The sequence below is a fragment of the Chryseobacterium sp. JK1 genome (assembly GCF_050632815.1).
In the GTDB taxonomy this organism is placed as follows: domain Bacteria; phylum Bacteroidota; class Bacteroidia; order Flavobacteriales; family Weeksellaceae; genus Chryseobacterium.
Window position 1 is genome coordinate 439605 of record NZ_JBODRU010000001.1, and the last position, 22306, is coordinate 461910.

Below are 22306 nucleotides of genomic sequence, written 5' to 3' on the forward strand. Positions count from 1 at the left end.
ACATCTGATTTTTAATTAATTATATTTTTTATCTAAAATTTAATTGAAATGGTTTTATTGACTTTTAATCTGACTAATATAGAAACTGAATGCAAAAACGGCTTCCAGATCAGTGATGAAGAAAGACTCAAAATCACCGAAAAGAATACCAAAGCGATTCTTAGAATTTTAGATATGCATGATACAAAAGCCAGTTTTTTTGTGGAGATCTCTCTTACTGAAAAACTGCAGAATCTTATAAAAGCAATTTCATCCAAAGGGCATGAAATTGCTTTTTATAATAAAGACTCCAATCTGGAAGAAATAGAAAATGCCAAGAAGAATATCCAGGAACTTTTGGAGAAACAGATCCGGGGAATTCGTCAGAAAGACGTTACAATTTCACAGGAAGATCTGAAGATGCTGGAGTTTAATTATGTCTCCAATATAGATAATGCCAATATTCTTTTCCCTTTCAAACGTCTGAAGAGAGATACTGAAATTACAGAAGAAGATGGATTGAGTATCGTTCCCGAAAGTATCTCACCTTACAGCCAATTGCCATATAATGATTTTGTATTTCAGATTTTGCCCATGAAATATTACCAGAATATGGTCTTGGAGACATTGCAAAATGAAGAATTCGTACTGATCTATCTGAACACATGGCAGTTTACAGACTTTAATAAATATCATTTCCATGTTCCCTTTTACCGAAACTTATTCTCGGGAAAAAAAATGGAAGATAAATTAGAGGCGCTGCTTACTTTTTTCAACGAAAGAGAAATGGCTACAGCCCGAATGAAAGATTATATTTTTTGATTATGACAAAACCATCATTAGAACTGCCAACAACCATCAGATTTTTACATGAAGATGAAATTCCGTTGAATAACCCCTCGGTTTTAAAAAGATGGCAGGAAAGTAAGACCGCAAATATTGTTCAGGGTTACACGCTCACCGTTAAAGATGATGATAATGATTCCTTAGGTTTCAGATTTTATTCTGAAATTAATATTGATAATTCAAATCTATGGAAGCTGATCATCGCACTTTCAAAAACCCTTCCTGATATAGCCGCTTTTTTATTTGGATATATAGATTTTGATCTTAACTATGGCCGTTATGTAGAAAAAGAAAGCCTGCTGGAATATATAGCTCAATATAAGAATGAACTTGCACAGGATGCTTTTATTAATTTTGGGCTCATTTATAATGATGAAGAAGTCCTTATTGAAATTTTTATAGATGAAAGCAAATATATAAAATATTGGGGGGTAGATGAAGAGCAATTTAAGGTTATAATGAATGAATTCGGATTGGAAGAGATTGAGAAACTCGAATTTATTGATGAATATCCGAAAGTACGTGAAGTCTTAACTAGATTAGATGATAAAGCACTTGATTCAAAAATACTTATTGAATTATTCGCTCAAAAATATCTTTAAATCAAATGCTTTTACTGTTGAAATCAGGATAATTCAAAAAGCGTAATTTCCGGCAATACACCTACTCTTCCCGGATACCCTAATACGCCGAATCCTCTGTTCACATACAGTAATTTTCCTTCACTTTCATAGAGGTCTGCCCATTTCGGATAACGGTACTGAACCGGTGACCACTTTATATTTTTAAGATCCAGACCAAACTGCATCCCGTGTGTATGCCCAGACAGGGTTAAATGAATGTTTCCAGGGTGTTTTTTTACCACGTAATCGAAATGGGTAGGATCATGGCTCATTAGGATTTTTGTGGCAGATTCAGGAACGTCTTTTAAAGCATCGTCTATCTTACCGAACTGTGGGAAAGGTTTTAGTCCCCAATTTTCAACCCCAAGAATGTATAATTTTTCACCGTTTTTTTCAATGACTCTGTGCTCGTTTCTCAGCATGTCAAAACCAGCCTGTTTTTCGTAATCGATCAGAGTGTCAAGGTTGTCTTTTTTAGCTTTAGGAGATTCCCAGTTGACGTAATCTCCGTAATCGTGGTTTCCAAGTACGGCAAGCTTACCATCTTTAGCTTTAATTTTTGAAAATAAAGGAATGAAAGGTTTGAACTCTTCAGCTACGTTATTTACCATATCTCCGGTGAATAATACCAGATCAGGATTTTGTTCGTTGATCAAATCAATAGCGTGTTGCAATTTGCTTGGATCCGAAAAACTTCCACTGTGTACATCTGAGATCTGAATGATTTTATAGCCTTTGAAGCTTTTCGGAAGATTATTGAAATTCACTCTTACTCTTCTCACTTTATGACGGTATTTCCCAAAGGTAATTCCATCAATAAACAGAGCTGAAAGCACTCCGCTCATTCCCAGTCCTACTAAGCTTAAGAACTTTCGCCTTTCCGGGAAGAAGTTTTCCGTAGGTTTTGCAAAGCCGATCAGATAGCCTCCTGTTCGGACAATATCATCTATCAGGAGGAATAAAACCACAAATATTTTTGGGAGAATAAAAATAAGGAACAGGGAAATCATAATCTGAGCCCTTACCATGCTTTTGTCCGATCTTTGGTAATGAGTGACCTCATAAGCGAAAATAGCATATACGGCTAAGGAAATCACCCAATAACCGACTCTGATCCATGAGTTATCAGTAAGCGTTCTGATAGCTTGATAAATGTATACTTCCAGAAAAAGGAAGATCCCGGCGATAATTAAAAAGTTCTTTTGCATAATCTCAAAAAAAAGCACAAAGAATAACTTCCCTGTGCTTTTATATTTTTTGTTATTGTAAATATATTAAGGAAATCTATAAACGATAGCATTGATGTTCATTCCGGCTCCTACCGAAGTCATTACAATGTTACCTTTATCTTTAAACGTTTGACCCTCCATTTTTCCTTTAATAATTAGATCATACATCGTAGGAATAGTTGCTACAGATGTATTTCCGAAGTCCTGGATCGTCATAGGAGAGATCGAGTGGTCGTATTCTTTAATGTCATAAAGCTTGTGAAGTCTCTCAATCATAGCGTAATCCATTTTAGCATTCGCCTGGTGAATTAAGATTTTGTCTATATCTTCAATAGAAAGATTAGCGTCCGTAATCGTGTCTTTAATGGCCACAGGTACGTTTTTAAGAGCGTACTCATAGATCTTTCTTCCCAGCATTCTTACATAAAGACGCTTCTGATCAACCTCTTTGTTGATGGAAGGAGCATTTTCAAGATAATTAAGTTCCGGGCCGTTATCACAAATTGTGTTGTGAGCTATGATTCCCACATTTTCATCATCCGTTGCTTTTACAACTACAGCACCTGCTCCGTCTGCAAAGATCATTCTGTTTCTGTCATGTGGATCTGTTACTCGGCTTAGCGTTTCACCTCCGATAACCAAGATCGTTTTAGCAACTTTAGCTTTAATTAGATTGTCAGCCAGGATCATTGCTTCAACCCATCCCGGGCATCCGAAAAGCATATCATACGTTACGCATTTTCTGTTTTTAATACCTAGTTTGTTCTTTACTCTTGCTGCCATTGTAGGCATGAAATCAGCATATCCGTTTTCGGTAACTTCCCCAAAATTGCTCGCATAGATGATATAATCCAATTCTTCGCCGTCTACTTTTGCATCTTCAATGGCAATTTTTGCGGCTTCGTAACCGATTTGTGAATTGGAAAGATCGTCCTCAATGAATCTCCTGTTTTCGATTTCTGTAATCTCTACAAATTTCGCAATAGTTTCTTCCACAGGCTTTTCAATCTTTACTCCATCCTCTGTGTAGAACTCGGAATTCATGAAATAATCCCTACCAATAACTCTGTTTGGAATATAAGATCCAGAGCCAATAATGATCGTATTCGGCATTCGTTTATATGATTTTTTTAAAGTTGCAAAGTTAATAATTAATATTAATAACGGAGAATTAAAAATATTATTAAATTTGCAAAAATTGTACTTTACAATCTATGAAAAACAATTCATCCTTAAAAGGCTTACTTATTGCAGCTGTGGCGTTTATCGTTGCCTTTGGGATCTACTTCCTTTTTTTAGCCAAGAAGAATTATTATGTTGTAGATAATCCTACCCCGAATACGTATTACTTTAAAATCAATAACGGTTCTGAAGGAATCATTTCATCGGGGCAGTATGTGCATGTGGATTTGAATAAAGGGAAAAACTCTATTCAGGTTTTTGATCAGAATAAAAAAATGCTGTATGATTCTGCATTCGAAGTGAATAAACTTCGCGGTCTGATTAATATTACACACCAGGATTATTATGTCAACGACCAGTATTACGGTTATAATCTTAAAAAAGATTCGTTACTGGCGAAACTCGGTAAAACGGTTATTGACGGAAAAGATTACTATGGAGGAGCAAGACGCTTCAATAAGCTTTACACAGAAGATTTCTATTACAATGTAGATGAAGACTATGACCAAGTGATCAAGAATATCCAACAGGTGGAATCAAGATCCAAAATCTTCAGAAAGCAGGATTACCTAAATTATTATAAAGAATATTACAAGTTTTAAGTTTTGACAAAAGATATCACCAAAGTTACTCCCTACAATTCAGAGGCTACAAAAAAAAGCCAGGTAGAGGATATGTTCGACAACATTGCACCGAAGTACGACCTTCTGAACCATGTTTTATCCATGAAAATTGACGTTCTGTGGAGAAAAAAACTGGTAAGATGGATGAAAAATGATAACCCGCAGGAAGTGCTGGATGTGGCTACAGGAACGGGAGATCTGGCTATTACCATTGAAAAAGGAACCGGTTCTAAAGTAGTTGGTTTAGATTTATCACAACAAATGCTGAATGTTGGCGTTATTAAAATAAAAAAACTTAAATTAGACGGCAAAATTTCAATGCAAAAAGGGGATGCTGAAAATTTACCTTTCGAGGACAATAGATTTGATGCTGTTTCCGTTGCATTTGGAGTAAGGAATTTTGAAAACCTAACCAAGGGTTTGGCAGAGTTAAGAAGAGTAGTTAAGGATAACAAGAGTGTTTATATACTGGAGTTTTCAAAGGTTGAGGGGTTTATGGGGCCATTTTATATGTTTTATTTCAAAAATATATTACCTGCAATAGGCAGACTGGTTTCCAAAGATAATAGGGCGTATACATACCTTCCGGATTCTGTGAATGCTTTTCCTTTCGGGGAGAAGATGAAACAAATTCTTTTAGATACGGGATTTAAGAAAGTTGAATATAAAAAATTAAGTTTAGGTATAGCCACAATTTATAAAGCAACAAAGTAACCTATGAATAAATTTCTATTAAAAGCACTGGTTTTAACCTCAGTAAATGTTGCCGTTTTTGCAAACGCGCAATTCAGAACCCGAAACAGAATGGATAAGTTGGAAGACTTTGACGAGCAGAAATTCAGTTGGGGGTTTTATTTGAACGGGAACAGACTGGATTACCGCATCGTACTACATCCAAAATACGGGATGAACGAAAATGAAAACCTTGTAACCTCTAAGGAAAGTTATAGTTTCGGTGCCGGGCTGATTGCAAAATGGAGACTGAACGACTATCTGGACGTAAGAATAGAACCGGGTTTACAGTTTGCTCAAAGACAGTTGACTTTTAATACACAATCTAATGACATCTATGCTGGTGGATCTTTAACCAATCCTCCTTTCATGCCGTTCCCTTTACAGGACAAAGATAAAGTAAGAGAAATTAAATCTACTTTGATTGATATTCCCGTGCTTTTAGAACTTCATGGGCAAAGATGGTACAATTCTAGGCCTTACGTTGCAGCAGGGGTAAACTATGTGGTAAACCTTCAGTCTAATGCAACTTCCACAGATGACAATATGCAGGGAATCTACAGATCTACTACGCACAACTTTGCGTGGTCCGCAGAAATGGGGATTCAGTTTTATTTCAACAAATTTAAACTTACACCAGCCATCAGAGGAACATTTTTCATGAATAACGAGAAAGTTGCCGATAATGCAACGACACCTCCGTACTGGGCATCTGCCATTTCTACATTACAGACCAGAGCCGTGATGTTTGTTCTTAAGTTTGAATAAGAAAAATATCCCGTTAAAAATACATAGGAGGTGCTTTGCATCTCCTTTTTTGTTGAGATATCAAAATATAGAGCGTTTTATTTTTGTTAGTGTTATTATTTTTTTATTTTTGCTTCTAGTTAGAATATACAAACCTGAAATGCTTCAAGATTTAGAAAACAATTTTTCAGAATTAGAGAGAAAGATTTCGACTCTGCAAAAGAACTATAAAAATCTTACGGAAAATTTAAAAGAACTAAGTGTTGAGCATGAAGAATTGAAGAAGAAGTACGATGAGGAAAGACGAAAAAATCAGGTATTAGCAGAAGAACAAAAAAATATAAAGCTTTATTCAGCAATATCAGGAAATCCTGAACACAATAGATTAATGAAAAACCATATCAACAGATTGGTAAAAGAAATTGATTTCTGTATTGCTCAGCTTCAAAACAGTGGACTATAATGGAGGTAAGGAGAATAACCGTCAACATTGCAGGAAGAGTGTATCCGCTGAACGTACCGGCAGCAGAAGAAGAAACTTTGCGTAAGGTGGGGAAGCAGATCGAGAATATGATTAAAGATTTTGAACAGAACTTCGATGTAAGAGATAAACAGGATGCCTTGGCGATGTGTGCCCTGAAATTGGGAACCAACGCTGAAGTTGTATCTCTTAACTACGAGAAAAATATTAATTCTACCAACGAAAGATTAACGCAGATTAATCAAACGTTGAATGAAATTGGGAAATAGATTTTTTTTCCCTTACAGACTGCCTACAATAATTCTAACACATTAAAGGTAAACTCAACGCTAAACAATTACCGAACAAATGTCCATCGAATGGCGTGCCGGATTTCCGGATTACAGACAGTGGAAATCAGTTCAAATCGTGTTGATTAGGAGTTTACTCTCAATCTCTGGATTATTGTGGGCTTTTTTATTTTTAAAGGATATGAATACAATTAAAACTCAAGATAAATTATGATAGAAGTTATAGTCGGTGTTGTTTGTTTAGTAATCGGGGCAGTCGTGGGAATGTTTTTCTCCAGAAGCTCTCTGAATACTAAAGCAAAATTCATCATAGATGATGCTAATAAAAATGCCGAAAACCTTATAGAAAAAGCTAACGTACAAGCCGAATCCATAAAGAAAGAAAAGAACCTTCAGGCTAAAGAAAAATTTCTGGAGCTAAAATCACAGCATGATGCAGATATTCAGTCACGTGAAAAGAAAATGCAGGAGGTTGAAAAAAGAACCAAAGATAAAGAGCATAAGCTGAATGATGAACTTAGCAAAGTAGGAAAGCTTGAAAAAGATTTGGATAAGCAGATTGCAGACTATTCTAAGAAGAACGAAATTTTAGAAAAGAAACAGCACGAATTAGACACTGCAACCGCTAAGAAAGTTGAAATTCTTGAAAAAATTTCCAACTATACAGCAGATGAAGCTAAGGCAGAATTGGTAGAAACTATGAGAGCTGAAGCAAAAACAAGAGCTCAGGCACACGTTCAGAGCATCATGGAAGAAGCTCAGATGAACGCTAAAAACGAAGCCAGAAAAATCGTTATTCAAACCATTCAGAGAATTGGAACTGAGCAGGCTATCGAAAACTCCGTATCTGTATTCAATATTGAGTCGGACGAAGTGAAAGGTAGAATCATCGGTAGAGAAGGTAGAAATATCCGTGCTCTGGAAGCAGTAACAGGAGTTGAGATCATTGTAGACGATACCCCTGAGGCAATTCTTCTTTCATGCTTTGATCCGGTAAGAAGAGAAATCGCGAGATTATCCCTTCACAGATTGGTAACAGACGGTAGAATTCACCCTGCAAGAATCGAAGAAGTTGTAGAAAAAACAAGAAAGCAGATTGAAGAAGAAATCATTGAAGTAGGTAAGAGAACCATCATTGATTTAGGAATTCACGGGCTACACCCTGAATTGATCAAAATAGTAGGTAGAATGAAATATCGTTCTTCTTACGGACAAAACTTACTACAGCACTCAAGAGAGGTGGCAAACATTGCTGCAACAATGGCTGCTGAATTAGGATTAAACGTAAAACTGGCAAAAAGAGCAGGTCTTTTACACGATATTGGTAAAGTTCCGGAGCAGGAATCAGAACTTCCACACGCTTTATTAGGTATGCAGTGGGCTGAGAAATATGGTGAAAACCCTGAAGTAGTCAATGCTATTGGAGCTCACCACGATGAAATCGAAATGAAGTCATTACTTTCTCCAATTATTCAGGTTGCCGATGCAATCTCAGGAGCAAGACCGGGAGCGAGAAGACAGGTACTTGAATCTTATATCCAGAGATTGAAAGATCTTGAATCTGCAGCATTAAGCTTTGATGGAGTATCAAGTGCTTACGCAATCCAGGCTGGTAGAGAACTAAGAGTAATGGTAGAGAGTGGAAAAGTGAATGACGAAGTAGCTTCTCAGCTTTCTTACGATATCTCAGAAAAGATTCAGAATGAACTTACTTATCCAGGACAGGTAAAAGTAACCGTAATCAGAGAGACAAGAGCCGTAAATATTGCAAGATAATAATCGGAAAAAGATATTTAATGAAAACCTTTCAAGAAATTGAAAGGTTTTTTATTTTTATCAAAATTTAAAAATGCAAGAACTTTCTTTGTCTGCAAAAGCAAGACTTATCTTCTCTATTCCTGTTATTATTGCTGCTTTAGGCTATTTTGTAGATATCTATGACCTACTGCTGTTTGGAATTGTAAGAATCCCCAGTTTAAAAGCATTGGGGCTTAATCCTGATGCCGACGGAACCTTTATTCTGAACTGTCAGATGATTGGTTTGCTGCTTGGTGGTATTTTCTGGGGTATTTTCGGAGACAAAAAAGGAAGATTATCCGTATTATTCGGATCAATCCTAGTGTATTCTCTGGCGAATATAGCCTGTGGATTTCTTCCTTATTTCCCAAAAGCGCATTTGGTGTATCAATATGCTGGTCTGAGGTTTATAGCAGGTGTTGGATTGGCTGGTGAGCTTGGAGCCGGAATTACACTGGTTTCTGAAAGTCTGCCGAAGAATTTAAGAGCTATCGGAACCTCTGTTGTAGCTGGCTTTGGATTAATGGGGGCTGTTGTGGCTCAACTCACGGTAGAACTGGCCGGAGGTTGGAACATTTCTTACATCATTGGCGGAATTATGGGAATTCTGTTGCTCATCTTGAGAGTAAGTGTCTCCGAGTCTGGGATTTATAAAAATATTGAACATAAAAATGTCTCCAAAGGAAACTTTCTATCCTTTTTCACCAATAAAGACAGACTGATAAGGTATTTAAAATGTATCGCTGTGGGATTACCCACCTGGTATTGCATAGGGATTCTTGCAGTTTTAGCCAATCAGTTTGCTCCTGAAATGGGAATAAAGGACCTCAATCCAGGAAAGGCAATTATGTGGGCTTATATCGGTATTTCTGTAGGTGATCTCACCAGTGGTTTTATTTCCCATGCTTTAAAATCCCGTAAAATGGCCATCTTTTATATGCTTCTTTTCACTTTGATTGGCCTAGCAGTGATGCTTTTCGGGGATACCAATACAGAAACAAAGTACTATATGTTCTGTGTATGGCTTGGTTTAGGTACCGGCTATTGGGCTATGTTTGTTACTCTGGCCGCAGAACAGTTCGGAACCAATATCAGAAATACAGCCACTACCACGGTGCCCAATATGGTAAGAGGATTGGTACCTGTAATGATTCTTGCTTTTGATTCTCTGAAAGGGAGCTTTTCCGTATTGGAAAGTGCTGCAATTGTAGGAATCGTCGTATTTGGGCTTGCTTTTTATTCTTCACTTACCATTTCGGAAACGCACGACAAAGATCTCGAATTTACAGAATAATTTAATTTGTTTAAATAATATTGATGAATGGTTTATGTCTCAATTTGGATTAATGAGGTTAAAATCAATATATTATTTAAATTTATATTAAATTATGTTGTGAGTGTTTAATATTTGTTTAACTTTGGAAGGTAACAAAAACTATAATATTAAATCAAAACCAAATCACGTGAACATTATGAAAAATGCTAAAAAACTAAACAATCGGGACCTAAAAAGTATTACGGGAGGAATTGGCGGTACTCCGGATTTATCTCAGTGCGGATGCAGCTGTTCAGGATCAGTAATAGGTCCTAAATACTGTCCTCAATATATCGCTTGTCCACAAGTATATACTTGCGGAGAGGTTTAAAAAAATTATTTCACTTGAAATAAACATTTCCACATTTAATATGCAGAACCCTTTTGATTATTGAAAGGGTTCTGCTGTTTTTAATGGAGAATATAAAGAAGGCTGCCGATACTGATGGTCACCCAAAGAATGACAGCCGTAAGTAATGGTTTTAGGCCTATCGTTTTCAAAGTCTGGATAGAAAGGGTAGAACCGATAAAAAATAAAGTCAGATTCAGCCCGGATTTTGCCAAAACAGTGATCAAGCTGCTGAAACGGTCAAGAACCGGAAAATAAGTATTCAAAAGAATCGCTACAATGAAATACCCAATGAACCACGGAATCTTTATTTTGGAATCTTTGCTTTTAAAAACGAACATGGTGATCAGAGAAACGGGAATGATCCATAAAGCACGCGCCAGTTTCACAGTAGTTGCTATTTTCAGAGCGTCATCCCCGTATTTGCTTGCAGCCCCCACTACAGAACTTGTATCGTGAATACCCACCGCACACCATAGTCCAAATTGCTCCTGAGAAAGATGCAGTAGATGTCCAATCGCAGGATAAACGAATAAAGCAATTGAATTCAACGTAAAAACAATGGCCAAAGCCAAAGAAATCTGCTTCGTACTGGGTTTGATAATTGGGGAAACCGCTGCAATGGCACTTCCGCCACAAATAGCAGTTCCGGCAGAAAGAAGATAAGAGAGCGGTCTTTCCAGTTTAAATACTTTTCCTAAAAAATATCCCAAAACCATTACCGTAACAATACTCACAACTGTTAGCATAAGCCCTGTTTTCCCGGCATGAAGCGCTTCGTCCAGTTTTAACCCAAAACCTAACCCAACAATAGAGATCTGAAGGAGCAGATGAATATATTGATGAAGATTTTTTTCAAAAGGATTTCCGATGAGAACGGCTAAACCAAAACCAAGAGCCAGAGCAATCGGAGACGAAATTAACGGAGTTAAACATACAACCGCCAACCCAATGAAGACTACTTTCCGTGTCATTTCATCTTGAATGAAATTTTTCATAATGCGAACTTTTAAAATCTGCATCAAAATTCCGAAAATTAGTATTACGAAGTAAATCGTATTTTGTTATATTGGATAACTATAAGTTATAACTGATAAAAGATCTTATCGTTAAAATTTACTATTCGCTTGATTAGATCAATAGGGTTGGGATTTAGCCCATCCAAATAAATTTTAAAAATTCCATATCATAAGAGAATTATTCTGTAAATCGTAAAAAAAGTTCAATCAGTTCAGACTGTTCTCCTTTGGGAAGAATAAAGTGAAAGTCCCTTTCAATGCTGAAATTTTTGATATCAACAACCGTCAGAATATTATTTTTCAGTTCAGTAAGAATTGTGCTGATGGACAGAAAAGCCATACATTCGGAATGAAGAAGGTAGTTTTTAATACTCTCGCTGCTTCCAAGTTGAATGACGGTGTTCAATTCATTGATATTAATTTCCTTCTCTTTTAATCTGTTCTGTATAAACTCTAACGTTCCCGAGCCCTGTTCCCGGAAGATAAGGTCTAATTGATACAGGTCTTTCAGATTCAGTGTTTTATGGGCTGAAGGATGATCGGATTTTGCAGCCAAAACAATTTCATCAGATTTGAATGTTTTATAATCAAAATAAGAAGACTGTGATTCTCCTTCAATAATTCCAAGATCAATTTTTTCCTCCTTCAGTAATGTTGAAATGGCTTCGGTATTTCCTGTTAGAAGTTCAATTTTAATATCTTTATAATAGGCATTGAATTTGGCTAAAATTTCAGGTAAAATATATTGGGCGACCGTAGTGCTTGCTCCGATAATCAGTTTTCCTTTATGCTGTTGGTTGATCTGGCTGATTTCAAATTCAAGATCACGGTACATATTTCTTGTCTTTTCAGCATAATCATAAAGGATCTTTCCGCTTTGGGTCAGTTGGATGGATGTTCCTTTACGGTTGAACAATTTGGCTCCTAACTGAGTTTCAATTTCTTTGATGTGCTTTGTAACAGCAGGTTGAGAAATATGCAGTTCTTCCGAAGCTTTAGTGAAGCTAAGCCTTGAAGCCACGGTATGGAAAACTTTTAATCTGTAATCAAACATGAGGTAAAATTACGAATTATAGTTGGAAACCGAGAAGGAGAGTTGGAGCGTTTGAGAGTGGGAGTATTTGAGAGTTTAAAGTTTAGTGGTATGGATAACCAGTAAACAATATTACCAGAAACTAGGAACTCGAAAAAAGACTATTATTCTGTAACCAGCAACAAAAAAACAATCAACAAAAAAAACCAACAAAAGTCGACTCGCGCCAAGAATCTCGCAACCTGCACTCCTTATAAAAACTCCGAAATCGAACGGTCCTGCTGACTTTCATATCTTCTGTTTTTGGCTTCTCCGATTTTCTGTTTTGTGTAAATGCTGTTGTGCCCCGATAGTAAATACGATACTACGCAGGCTATGGCAACATACACTCCGCATTCTGCCCCGAAAAGTTCAATTCCCATCAGCATACATGCCAGAGGAGTGTTGGTAGCACCGGCAAATACGGCTACAAAACCCATTCCGGCCAATAAGCCAAACGGCAGAGGAATCAATAAAGACAAAGCACTTCCCAACGTGGCTCCAATGAAAAATAAGGGCGTTACCTCACCTCCTTTGAATCCCGCAGATAGAGTGATGATGGTGAAAATCATTTTTAAAGCAAAATCATATAACGGAAGTTGCTTTTCAAAAGATTCTACAATAACAGGAACACCCAGCCCAATATATCTGGTAGTTCCCATCGCAAAAACAGCTACAGCAATGATAATTCCCCCTGCTACAGGACGAAGCGGTGGATATTTAATTTTTGATTTAAAAAGGAAACCTGCCTTATGAATGAATTTACTGAAGGTTGCGGCACAGATCCCAAAAACAATTCCCGCCAGAATGCTATATAAAATAGGCAAAAACTCAAGCTTAGGAATAATATCAATATGATAATGAGTATGTTTTACGTTCCATAAATTGGTTGCATAATCAGCTAATATAGCAGAAGCAAAAGCCGGAAATATAGCATTATAGCGAATTCTTCCAATCAGAAAAACTTCAAGTCCAAAAACAGCTCCGGCAAGTGGAGTTCCGAATATGGAACCAAATCCGGCAGCAATAGCCGAAATAATCAGAATTTTTCTATCACTTTTATCAAGCTTGAAGGGCTTGGTGAATTGATCAGCAATAGCGCCTGCCATTTGAAGAGCTGTTCCTTCGCGTCCCGCCGATCCTCCAAAAAAATGAGTGACAATGGTTCCCAGATAAACAAAAGGGGCCATTTTGAACGGTATCGTTTCTTGGGGATCATGAATATTATCGATCAGAAGATTATTTCCTGCTTCAACATCTTTCCCCCAATAGTAATAGAGAAGTCCAATAAGCAGACCTGCAACAGGAAGAAAGGCAATGATCCAGATATGATGCTCTCTGAAATCAGTTGCCCATTCCAGCGATTGAAGAAAACCGGCAGATGCCGTTCCTACTAAAGCTCCAATAATAATACTGATCGATAACCATTTTATAATATAAGGAACAGCTGGAAATTTTCGGAAGAAAAAGTGAGTGTGAAAAATTGCTTTTTTACCCGGTGTTCGTTGATTTTTTGACATAATAATCCTGATTAGTTATTGTTAATAATCTCTCAATCAGGCGTCATCAGCTTTTGTAAAGCGGTTGGGTAAGGAAGAACACCATTTCCTTTTCTACGGCAAATATAAAAAGAAGAATCTGTTTTTCAAAAATATTTTTTGTTCCGAGTTGCTGGTTATGTTAGTTGCTGGTTTCGAGCTACCAGTTAAGATCGTATGAGTTGCTGGTTACCCACACCATTAAACCCTCGCACCTTCATACTCTCAAACCCTCCCACTCTCAAACTCAAAACCCCGCATCCCCTACAAAAAAGGTTTCATTTCATCTTCAATCTGTGTGCGAAGTTCCATAAGACGCTTGGCGTATATTTCCTGTTGCTTTTCCTCCTCGGTTTCGGGAACCCACTTGGGTACCGGAAGTTTTTTTCCGTTTTCATCTACTGCAACAAAAACAATAATGCAGTGGGTTTTTTTATCAAAAGTAGGTTGTTTCAGATTTCTTGAAAAAACATTGATAGCGATATGCATACTGGAAGTTCCGGTATAAATCACCTGAGCATCTACTTTCACGACTTCACCGATTTTAATAGGCTCGTAAAAACGAATACCTCCTACATAAACCGTAACAGAATAATTTCCGCTCCAGGTGGTGGCACACGCATAGCCGGCCTGATCAATCCATTTCATCACACTTCCTCCATGTACATTTCCTCCGTAGTTGACATCTGAAGGCTCCGAAATAAACTGAAAAGTAATAGGCTTGTTCTGCATCTTTATAAAATTTGAATAAAGTTATTTAATAATTTCGAAAGTTTTAGATTAAATCCTACTTTTGATAAACGAAACTTTCAATGAAAGAGAATTTTAACAAATAACAGATTTAGAAATAGCAATGAAGAAAGTATTTTATCTCAACACTTGTGATACCTGCAGAAAAATTTTAGCACAATTTGACCTTACAGACTGGGAACTTCGCGAAATAAAGAAAGCACCTATTACCGAAGAGGAATTGGAAGAGATGCATAAAAAAACAAATTCATATGAAGCCTTATTCAGTAAAAAATCTACTCAGATTAAGCTGAGAGGATTGGATGTAAAGGCCTTGACGGAAAAAGATTTTAAGGAATTATTACTGGATCATTATACGTTTTTGAAAAGACCCGTTTTCATTACAGATAAAGAAGCTTTTGTAGGAAATGATAAAAAGAATGTAGAAAAATTACAGAAATTTTTTGGAGTGATATAATCTTATGGGATTTGGACTGGAAATCTATCTTATTTTCGATATAAAAGAATCTTTTGACGAATATTTGGAATTAAAAAACCGATATCTTTTTGATCACAGAAATGGGTTGAATCTGATAATGACCGGAGATGATTATGTTGATGCGGGCGATGAAGAGAGATTATTGAGACAGATTGAGAAGGTTTTGGATGTAGATCTCACTTTGCTGGATTTTTGGTATTATACGGAAGAGTATGAAGGGTTTATCAGTATCGATTCTTTATATGTGAAACTTGTTGAGCTTGAAAATGCACTATCAAAAAATCCTGAATTTTATAAGAAAATATGTTGGGGACACGATATAGAAGAGGAATATTTAAAAGACACTTTTTTAAGGGACGTGCGCTTTCTAATAGAAAGACTTATGTTGAATCTTCAAAACGGAGCCTCTCTTGTGAAATATATTTCAGATTAAAAAAATCCTCTATTAAAATAAAAATCCGCCTGGTAAATTGTACCGGGCGGATTTGTTTTATTAATGATGATATAATTTTTAGCTGAATTTCAGATGATCTATCGTTATTTTTACATTTCTTTCGTACAATTTTACTTTTCTTAGTCCATAATTATTAGAAACCATTAAAGTTGAATTCAGCTTCCAATCCGGAAGATTTTCAGAAAGCTTGTCAGTTAATTTTTCAATACCAGAAGTGTTGTCATCATTGAATTCATACTGTTTTTTATCTGTTATAATCTCTATTCCTGTTTGTTTCCGATGAAGAACTGGAATACTGAATGAATATACTTCTACAATTTCAGTCCATTTTATAAATTCTTTTTTCACATAAAATCCCTCTCCTGAATATCGAAAATCACCATCATTTTGATGTAATTTGTCTGTTTCTTTTTCCACAGATTCATAATCGTCTTTAATGTCTGAAGTGTATAATTTTGCTCCGGCAAAACAGAGAACAACGAAGCCGGAAAAAATAATACTATAAGAGATTCCAATGCTGTTAAATATTGGATACTTATAGAGAACAAATATCAGAATCAAAGCCACTACAAGAATTAATTTTTTCATCCGTAATTTTATATGATGGTAAATATAGAATTAAAATCATAATAAAAAAACCGTGGACTTTTCCACGGTTTTTACTATTTTTAAACTAATATTCCATTATACAAAAGGAGCTTTCACTACTTTTGCAGGAATGTTTTTGTTTCTTACCTGAATGAAGATTTCAGAACCTAGTTTGAAGTGAGGTTTGTCTACATAAGCAAGTCCTAAACCAACTTTTTTCATTGGCGACTGTGTTCCGGAAGTTACTTTTCCAATGATGTTTCCTTCAGCATCTACAACAGGATAATCATGTCTTGGAACTCCTTTGTCTGTAAGTTCGAAGCCAACCAATTTTCTGGTAACGCCTTCTTCTTTTTGTTTGGCGAAAGTATCTTTGGATACAAAATCTTTATCAAATTTGGTAATCCATCCTAATCCCGCTTCAATTGGAGAAGTTGTATCGTCGATATCATTACCGTAAAGGCAGAATCCTTTTTCAAGTCTTAAAGTATCTCTGGCAGCCAATCCGCAAGGAATAATGCCTTCTTCAGCACCTGCATTCATTACAGCATCCCAAAGTTTTTCAGCACTTTCGTTATTGAAATAGATTTCGAAACCTCCACTTCCTGTATAACCGGTATTGGAAATGATGATATTATTTTCTCCTGCTACACTCCCAATAGTAAAGTGATAGTAAGGAATTTCTGAAAGATTCACATCCGTAATCTTTTGAAGAATCTCCGTTGCTTTAGGTCCCTGAATTGCCAATAATGACATCTCATCAGAAGCATTCGTCATTTTAGCTCCGAAAGTATTGTATTTTGAGATATGATCCCAGTCTTTATCTATATTTGAAGCGTTTACAACCACAAAATATTTGTCATCTTCTATTTTGTAAACGATAAGGTCATCTACAATTCCTCCATTTTCGTTGGGAAGACAAGAATATTGTGCTTTTCCGTTTTCAAGAGCATCAACATTGTTGGTTGTTACAAACTGTAAAAGATCTTTTGAACCCGGTCCCTCAATGAAGAACTGTCCCATGTGGGAAACATCAAATAATCCCGCTTTTTCTCTTACTGCAAAATGCTCTTCCGTTACTCCGGAATATTGTACAGGCATTTCAAAACCTGCGAAAGGTACGATCTTAGCTCCCAAAGAAACATGTTTGTCGTACAATGCTGTTTTCTTCATATTTAATTTTTATTTCTTTATTTTAAAACTATTGAAAGTCTCATTGAATAAGGTCATATAGTTTCCGTTCCAGAACTTCTGTCCACAGTTGATGGAAACCAGATATAAGTTTTTGTCTTTTTGAAAAGCTTTGGTAGTCCAGAAAAGTTTCTCTTTTTCATCATAATGCTCATAAGAATATTCTGTATATCCTCTGGACCCCTTTTTCTCTTTTACTTTACTTTCAGCATCCTGAGACTGATAAAGGGCCAGAACAAATTTTTTCATTTCTTCTTTGGGAAGTGCCAAATCGTGGTATTCAGAAATGGTGATGGCTCCAATTTCGCTGGTTGGGAAAATATTGACAATCTCGCTGTCGTTGGTGGATTTCCAGCCTTCAGGAACATTGATGGAGTAGTTAGGACTTTCGTATATTTTTGCTTTTTGGGCAAAAAACAAACTTCCTGACAGCATTGCAGAAAAAAACAGTATTTTTTTCATTATTAAAAATGGTGTTTGTATTCTTCAAGAATGATCTTAAACCACTCTGTAAAGTTTTCAGGATAGGCTGCTATTTCTTTATCCAAATCTTCAGGAGAAATAAATCTTACTTCTTCCACCTCTTCTTTATTAAGGTTGAAATCGGATTCATGATTTCCTGTAAAAACATGATCAAGCTCGTGTTCCCATAAACCGTTGCCAACATCTGCTTTATAAATGAAATGAAATTTTTCCGAAAGCTCAGCTTCAATTCCCAGTTCCTCCCTCAATCTGCGGGTAGCTCCGGCAAGATAGGTTTCTCCCTCTCTTGGATGCGAACATACAGCATTGGTCCACTGATTGGGAGAATGGTATTTTCCGGAAGCTCTTTTCTGAAGAAGCATTTCTCCTTTGCTGTTGAACAGAAATACAGAAAAAGCACGATGCAACAGACCATTGATGTGTGCCTGCTGCTTTTCCATCAGACCCAGAACTTCATCTTCAGGATTCACTAAAACTACAAATTCTTCCATTTCTACAAATGTAAGTGTAATAAATGTATTTTGGAAATTTTTAGATAAACATCATGTTTTTTATCGTAAAAGAAAATATCACTGAAGAAGCCGGATTAACAGTTTATTTTTCTTAGCTATTTTACTTATCAGAGTTTTTTCGGCTTTTTGAGTTCTCTGTGTTTTTCTGATCAACGAAAATTTTTAACCATAAGCTTAAAAATAGTTGAAAAATATTAATATTATTCATGAAATAACATTTTGTGTAGTAAAATATTAATATAAATTAAGTTTTATAAGACTGTTAGGGCTAAAAGTCCTAACTTTGTTACTTAATGTTTAATGATGGAATTAGAATACATAGAGCACATTAGCCCGGTCCTTAAGGATGGCGTAAAAAATTACTTAATAGACATAGATGGAACGATTACTGATGACGTTCCCAACGAAGAACCGGAAAGAATGGTTACCTGTGAACCCTATCCGGATGCATTGGAAACAATCAATAAATGGTATGATGAAGGACATCAGATCTGTTTCTTTACCTCAAGAACTGAAAACCTTAAGCAAATTACAATAGACTGGCTGGATAAGCATGGTTTTAAATACCACAGTGTGCTTTGCGGAAAACCAAGAGGGGGAAATTACCACTGGATAGACAATCACCTGGTGAGAGCTACCCGATACAAAGGAAGATTTACAGATTTGGTAGAAAAGCAGGTAACGATTGAAGTATTCAAAGAAGAAGGCGAATAAAAAAAATATAAATCAAAGATTTAAAGATTAAATAACAGGGTAAAGCCCGGAAATGTTTTTAATTTTTAAATCTTTTCAATTTTTAAATATACTTGTATTTATGAAAGTTTTAGCAAACGACGGCCTGGATCAATCAGGAATTGATGCATTAACAGAAAAAGGCTTTGAAGTCATTACGACAAAAGTTCCACAGGAGTTTTTGGTAAATTATATTAATGAGCATAAGATCCGAACTTTATTGGTGAGGAGCGCTACACAGGTAAGAAAAGATATTCTTGACGGATGCCCATCTATTGAAATTATCGGAAGAGGAGGAGTAGGAATGGATAATATTGATGTAGACTATGCGAGAGAAAAAGGGATTCATGTGATCAATACGCCTTCGGCTTCTTCAGAATCGGTAGCAGAACTTGTTTTTGCTCATCTGTTTTCAGGGGCAAGATTTCTTCAGGATTCAAATAGAAAAATGCCATTAGTAGGAGACACAGAGTTTGCAGGACTTAAAAAAGCATATGCTGCCGGAATTGAGCTGAGAGGCAAAACGATCGGAATTGTGGGAATGGGAAGAATCGGGCAGGAAGTGGCCAGAATCGCTTTAGGTCTTGGGATGAGAGTAGTAGCTGCCGATAACAATGTAGGAAGAGCGAGCATCAAAGTGAAGTTTTACAACAACCAGTTCATCAATGTAGATATAGAAACGGAGCCGTTACAGGAAGTTTTGAAGCATTCAGACTTTATTACTTTACATGTTCCCGCTCAGAAAGATGGATATATGATCGGTAAAAATGAATTTGAGATTATGAAAGAGGGGGTTGCTATTGTCAACTGCTCCAGAGGAGGAGTGATTGATGAGACTGCTTTGATTGAAGCATTGGATTCCGGTAAAGTAAGATTTGCAGGATTAGATGTTTTTATTAATGAGCCTACGCCATCTAAAGAGATCCTTACCCATTCAAAAATTTCCCTGACACCGCATACAGGAGCTTCCACTCTTGAAGCACAGGACAGAATAGGACTTTCTCTGGCAGAACAGATTTCAAGTATTCTTCAGATTCATTAATCTGAAATGAGAATTCATCATAAAAGCACCTCGATTGAGGTGCTTTCTATTTTTATACAGTGAAAACAGATTGATTATAAACCGTTTTTGCTTTTCAGTAAATCTCTGATTTCTGTTAATAGTTTTTGATCTTCTGTAGGTCCTGCCGGAGCCGGAGCTTCTTTCTTATTAACCTTATTTGCTATTTTAATGATCCAGAAAAGAACCATAGCGATACATAGAAAACTGATTACCGCAGAAAGGAAGTTCCCATAGGCTACTCCATTCCAGGAAAGCTTGGCAATATTTTCTGCACCTGCAGCCTTTAATGCCGGATTCAAAATCAGTGGAGTAATTACATCTTCTACTAAAGACGAAACAATTTTTCCAAATGCTGCACCAATGATCACACCGACAGCAAGATCGAGAACATTGCCCTTGAAAGCAAACTCTTTAAATTCTTTTACAAATCCCATAATTTATATTTTTTTAATTAGTATACACACAAAAATATAATTTAAAAATGTAAAAAACATTACTTTCTGTAATTTTTTATTCCCAGAAGGTAGAATTTTATTTTGAATTATTGGATAGAAAATCAATCCTTTATTCCTGAATAATAAGGAAGAATTTTTTTATGAAGATCGTACATCACAATAGAAAATGTTTTGTAATTTGCTTAAAACTTCATTCAATAGTATGAAAATATTTACTACCGAACAAATACGAAATTGGGATCACTATACCATTTCTCATGAACCGATTTCTTCCATTCAGTTGATGGAGAGAGCTTCGACAGCTGTTGCCAACTGGATTTCCGAACATTGCAAAAATCATAAAAGAGCAGCTGTGTTTTGTGGGAACGGAAATAATGGTGGCGATGGTCTGGCAATATCGAGGATGCTTTATATGAAAGGATTTGATGTTGACATTTTTATACATGATCCTAAAAGTAAATTTTCTCAAGACGCCGCTGTAAACTTGAAAAGACTTCGGGATATTTCGGGTATTACCATCCGAAATTTCAGTCAGATAGAACAATACGGCTTTGATGATAAAACCCTTATCATTGATGCTCTTTTTGGGATAGGGCTATCCAGATCCTTGAAAGGGGAAAACCGGCATCTTGTGGAACAATTAAACGCAAAAGAAAACCTTACCCTATCCATTGATGTTCCTTCAGGATTATTTGCTGATGGTCTGTTTGAAGATGATGCCGTTATTCTGAAGGCAGATTATACGCTGAGCTTTCAATCTTGGAAAAGAAGTTTTCTTCATCCGGAAACTGGAAAATATACCGGAAAAGTAATAATTCTTGATATTGATTTAAGTAAAGATTATTCGGAAAAAACCGAAGCGGAATACTTTGTAACAGATGACTTCCTGATAGAGAATATTTTTAGGCCAAGACAAGAGTTTTCCCACAAAGGAAACTATGGAAAAGCAGTAATTGCAGGCGGAAGTTATGGAAAGATTGGGGCTGCAGTTCTGGCTACAAAATCAGCTTTAAGGGCAGGAGCAGGGCTTACTTTTACGCTTTCTCCGAATTGTGGCTATGAAATACTTCAGAGTTCCTGCCCCGAAGCAATGTTTATAGAAGCAGGAGGGAAATATATAACCGATTTTGAAAATGATCCCGGCTTTACTTATGGAATTGGACCAGGACTGGGAACCCATCCGGATACAGAGAAAGGTTTGCTCAACTTCCTTGAAAACTATCATCAACCCTTGGTGTTGGATGCAGATGCTCTGAATATTCTGTCAAAAACATCTGGAAATCTTAAACTGATTCCTCAAAAATCTATTATTACGCCTCATCCGAAAGAATTTGAACGACTGTTCGGAAGTACAGAAAATTCTTTTAAAAGACTTGAACTTGCTATAGAAAAATCAAGAGAGTTGAATATTTACATCGTACTGAAAGATCATCATACACAAATTATTACCCCTCAGGGAAAAGTGTATTACAATATTACAGGAAATGCGGGGCTTGCGAAAGGAGGAAGTGGTGATGTTCTTACGGGGATATTGACTTCATTGTTGGCCCAGCAATATTCTGAAGAGCATGCTTGTATCTTAGGAGTTTGGCTTCATGGAAAAGCGGCAGATTTGGCTTCCGAAAAGTATTCCAAAGAATCGATGCTTCCAACGGATGTTATCCATGAATTGGGCGGTGTCTTTGCAGAACTGGATCGGAAAAAGGCCAGAAACCTTTAAACACGGAAATTATGAATTGAAAATATCAGTCTGAAACAAAAAAAGGACAAATTCGCAG

At 36.4% G+C, this 22306-nt stretch carries 26 protein-coding genes and 1 riboswitch; of the genes, 15 read left to right on the forward strand and 11 right to left on the reverse strand.

The window, feature by feature from the left end; genetic code table 11:
• The first annotated feature begins 48 nt into the window (after positions 1-48).
• Both ACQ76T_RS02020 and ACQ76T_RS02025 read left to right on the forward strand, forming a co-directional pair.
• Positions 49-801 carry a polysaccharide deacetylase gene (locus tag ACQ76T_RS02020; protein WP_431341684.1) on the forward strand — a complete coding sequence of 251 codons (753 nt, stop codon included), beginning with the start codon at positions 49-51 and terminating at the stop codon, positions 799-801.
• 2 nt (positions 802-803) lie between these two features.
• Positions 804-1427: a hypothetical protein gene (locus ACQ76T_RS02025; protein ID WP_431341685.1), complete on the forward strand. Its 624-nt coding sequence runs from the start codon at positions 804-806 to the stop codon at positions 1425-1427.
• 23 nt (positions 1428-1450) lie between these two features.
• Here the strand turns inward: ACQ76T_RS02025 and ACQ76T_RS02030 are convergent, their stop codons facing one another.
• Together ACQ76T_RS02030 and ACQ76T_RS02035 are read right to left on the reverse strand one after the other, a co-directional pair.
• The gene (locus tag ACQ76T_RS02030) at positions 1451-2656 is read right to left on the reverse strand and encodes a metallophosphoesterase (RefSeq protein WP_431341686.1); all 1206 of its coding nucleotides are present in this window, start codon (positions 2654-2656) and stop codon (positions 1451-1453) included.
• Between the two features lie 66 nt (positions 2657-2722).
• Positions 2723-3790 (reverse strand): 3-oxoacyl-ACP synthase III family protein, encoded by a 1068-nt coding sequence (locus tag ACQ76T_RS02035; protein WP_431341687.1) that lies wholly within the window; start codon positions 3788-3790, stop codon positions 2723-2725.
• Positions 3791-3891: 101 nt separating this feature from the next.
• Here ACQ76T_RS02035 and ACQ76T_RS02040 point away from each other — a divergent pair, with 101 nt between their 5' ends.
• From ACQ76T_RS02040 to ACQ76T_RS02075, 8 genes are all read left to right on the forward strand, one after another.
• On the forward strand, positions 3892-4461 hold the full coding sequence (locus ACQ76T_RS02040; RefSeq protein WP_431341688.1) for a hypothetical protein: 570 nt from the start codon (positions 3892-3894) through the stop codon (positions 4459-4461).
• Between the two features lie 3 nt (positions 4462-4464).
• Entirely contained in the window at positions 4465-5196 is a 732-nt protein-coding gene (ubiE, locus tag ACQ76T_RS02045; RefSeq protein ID WP_431341689.1) for a bifunctional demethylmenaquinone methyltransferase/2-methoxy-6-polyprenyl-1,4-benzoquinol methylase UbiE, read from the forward strand.
• Positions 5197-5199: 3 nt separating this feature from the next.
• Positions 5200-5982 (forward strand): porin family protein, encoded by a 783-nt coding sequence (locus tag ACQ76T_RS02050; RefSeq protein WP_431341690.1) that lies wholly within the window; start codon positions 5200-5202, stop codon positions 5980-5982.
• Entirely contained in the window at positions 5975-6424 is a 450-nt protein-coding gene (locus ACQ76T_RS02055) for a hypothetical protein (RefSeq protein WP_431341691.1), read from the forward strand. The genes ACQ76T_RS02050 and ACQ76T_RS02055 overlap by 8 nt, the downstream gene beginning before the upstream one ends.
• Positions 6424-6711: a cell division protein ZapA gene (locus ACQ76T_RS02060; RefSeq protein WP_422691596.1), complete on the forward strand. Its 288-nt coding sequence runs from the start codon at positions 6424-6426 to the stop codon at positions 6709-6711. The genes ACQ76T_RS02055 and ACQ76T_RS02060 overlap by 1 nt, the downstream gene beginning before the upstream one ends.
• Positions 6712-6942: 231 nt before the next feature.
• Entirely contained in the window at positions 6943-8508 is a 1566-nt protein-coding gene (gene rny, locus ACQ76T_RS02065; RefSeq protein WP_431341692.1) for a ribonuclease Y, read from the forward strand.
• A gap of 73 nt (positions 8509-8581) precedes the next feature.
• Positions 8582-9823, forward strand: a complete 1242-nt coding sequence (locus ACQ76T_RS02070) for an MFS transporter (RefSeq protein WP_431341693.1) — start codon at positions 8582-8584, stop codon at positions 9821-9823.
• A 178-nt stretch (positions 9824-10001) separates the two neighbouring features.
• Complete coding sequence (locus ACQ76T_RS02075) at positions 10002-10175, forward strand: hypothetical protein (RefSeq protein ID WP_431341694.1); 174 nt, start codon at positions 10002-10004, stop codon at positions 10173-10175.
• Between the two features lie 80 nt (positions 10176-10255).
• On the opposite strand, the gene ACQ76T_RS02080 is transcribed toward ACQ76T_RS02075, so the two are convergent.
• The 4 genes from ACQ76T_RS02080 to ACQ76T_RS02095 all read right to left on the reverse strand — a co-directional run bounded on the left by ACQ76T_RS02080 (position 10256) and on the right by ACQ76T_RS02095 (position 14554).
• Positions 10256-11191: a YeiH family protein gene (locus ACQ76T_RS02080; protein WP_431341695.1), complete on the reverse strand. Its 936-nt coding sequence runs from the start codon at positions 11189-11191 to the stop codon at positions 10256-10258.
• 199 nt (positions 11192-11390) lie between these two features.
• On the reverse strand, positions 11391-12266 hold the full coding sequence (locus ACQ76T_RS02085) for a LysR substrate-binding domain-containing protein (protein ID WP_431341696.1): 876 nt from the start codon (positions 12264-12266) through the stop codon (positions 11391-11393).
• 230 nt (positions 12267-12496) lie between these two features.
• Positions 12497-13804 carry a voltage-gated chloride channel family protein gene (locus tag ACQ76T_RS02090; RefSeq protein ID WP_431341697.1) on the reverse strand — a complete coding sequence of 436 codons (1308 nt, stop codon included), beginning with the start codon at positions 13802-13804 and terminating at the stop codon, positions 12497-12499.
• A 30-nt stretch (positions 13805-13834) separates the two neighbouring features.
• Positions 13835-13902: riboswitch (Fluoride riboswitch) on the reverse strand.
• Positions 13903-14086: 184 nt separating this feature from the next.
• Positions 14087-14554, reverse strand: coding sequence for an acyl-CoA thioesterase (locus ACQ76T_RS02095; RefSeq protein WP_431341698.1), 468 nt, complete (start codon positions 14552-14554; stop codon positions 14087-14089).
• 121 nt (positions 14555-14675) lie between these two features.
• Here ACQ76T_RS02095 and ACQ76T_RS02100 point away from each other — a divergent pair, with 121 nt between their 5' ends.
• Together ACQ76T_RS02100 and ACQ76T_RS02105 are read left to right on the forward strand one after the other, a co-directional pair.
• Complete coding sequence (locus ACQ76T_RS02100; protein WP_431341699.1) at positions 14676-15029, forward strand: arsenate reductase family protein; 354 nt, start codon at positions 14676-14678, stop codon at positions 15027-15029.
• Between the two features lie 4 nt (positions 15030-15033).
• Positions 15034-15483, forward strand: coding sequence for a hypothetical protein (locus tag ACQ76T_RS02105; protein ID WP_431341700.1), 450 nt, complete (start codon positions 15034-15036; stop codon positions 15481-15483).
• Between the two features lie 78 nt (positions 15484-15561).
• Here the strand turns inward: ACQ76T_RS02105 and ACQ76T_RS02110 are convergent, their stop codons facing one another.
• From ACQ76T_RS02110 to idi, 4 genes are all read right to left on the reverse strand, one after another.
• Complete coding sequence (locus ACQ76T_RS02110; RefSeq protein WP_431341701.1) at positions 15562-16092, reverse strand: hypothetical protein; 531 nt, start codon at positions 16090-16092, stop codon at positions 15562-15564.
• Between the two features lie 96 nt (positions 16093-16188).
• On the reverse strand, positions 16189-17265 hold the full coding sequence (gene gcvT / locus ACQ76T_RS02115) for a glycine cleavage system aminomethyltransferase GcvT (protein ID WP_431341702.1): 1077 nt from the start codon (positions 17263-17265) through the stop codon (positions 16189-16191).
• Positions 17266-17274: 9 nt separating this feature from the next.
• A complete protein-coding gene (locus ACQ76T_RS02120) occupies positions 17275-17745 on the reverse strand; it encodes a hypothetical protein (protein ID WP_431341703.1) in 471 nt (156 codons plus the stop codon).
• A gap of 2 nt (positions 17746-17747) precedes the next feature.
• Positions 17748-18257: an isopentenyl-diphosphate Delta-isomerase gene (gene idi, locus ACQ76T_RS02125; RefSeq protein WP_431341704.1), complete on the reverse strand. Its 510-nt coding sequence runs from the start codon at positions 18255-18257 to the stop codon at positions 17748-17750.
• Between the two features lie 324 nt (positions 18258-18581).
• Here idi and ACQ76T_RS02130 point away from each other — a divergent pair, with 324 nt between their 5' ends.
• Both ACQ76T_RS02130 and ACQ76T_RS02135 read left to right on the forward strand, forming a co-directional pair.
• Positions 18582-18992 carry an LNS2 domain-containing protein gene (locus tag ACQ76T_RS02130; protein ID WP_431343705.1) on the forward strand — a complete coding sequence of 137 codons (411 nt, stop codon included), beginning with the start codon at positions 18582-18584 and terminating at the stop codon, positions 18990-18992.
• A gap of 100 nt (positions 18993-19092) precedes the next feature.
• On the forward strand, positions 19093-20052 hold the full coding sequence (locus tag ACQ76T_RS02135) for a D-2-hydroxyacid dehydrogenase (protein ID WP_431341705.1): 960 nt from the start codon (positions 19093-19095) through the stop codon (positions 20050-20052).
• Positions 20053-20126: 74 nt separating this feature from the next.
• On the opposite strand, the gene mscL is transcribed toward ACQ76T_RS02135, so the two are convergent.
• The gene (gene mscL / locus ACQ76T_RS02140; protein ID WP_431341706.1) at positions 20127-20507 is read right to left on the reverse strand and encodes a large conductance mechanosensitive channel protein MscL; all 381 of its coding nucleotides are present in this window, start codon (positions 20505-20507) and stop codon (positions 20127-20129) included.
• Positions 20508-20730: 223 nt separating this feature from the next.
• Between mscL and ACQ76T_RS02145 the strand changes: the two genes are divergently transcribed.
• A complete protein-coding gene (locus ACQ76T_RS02145) occupies positions 20731-22248 on the forward strand; it encodes an NAD(P)H-hydrate dehydratase (RefSeq protein ID WP_431341707.1) in 1518 nt (505 codons plus the stop codon).
• The last annotated feature ends 58 nt before the right edge of the window (positions 22249-22306 follow it).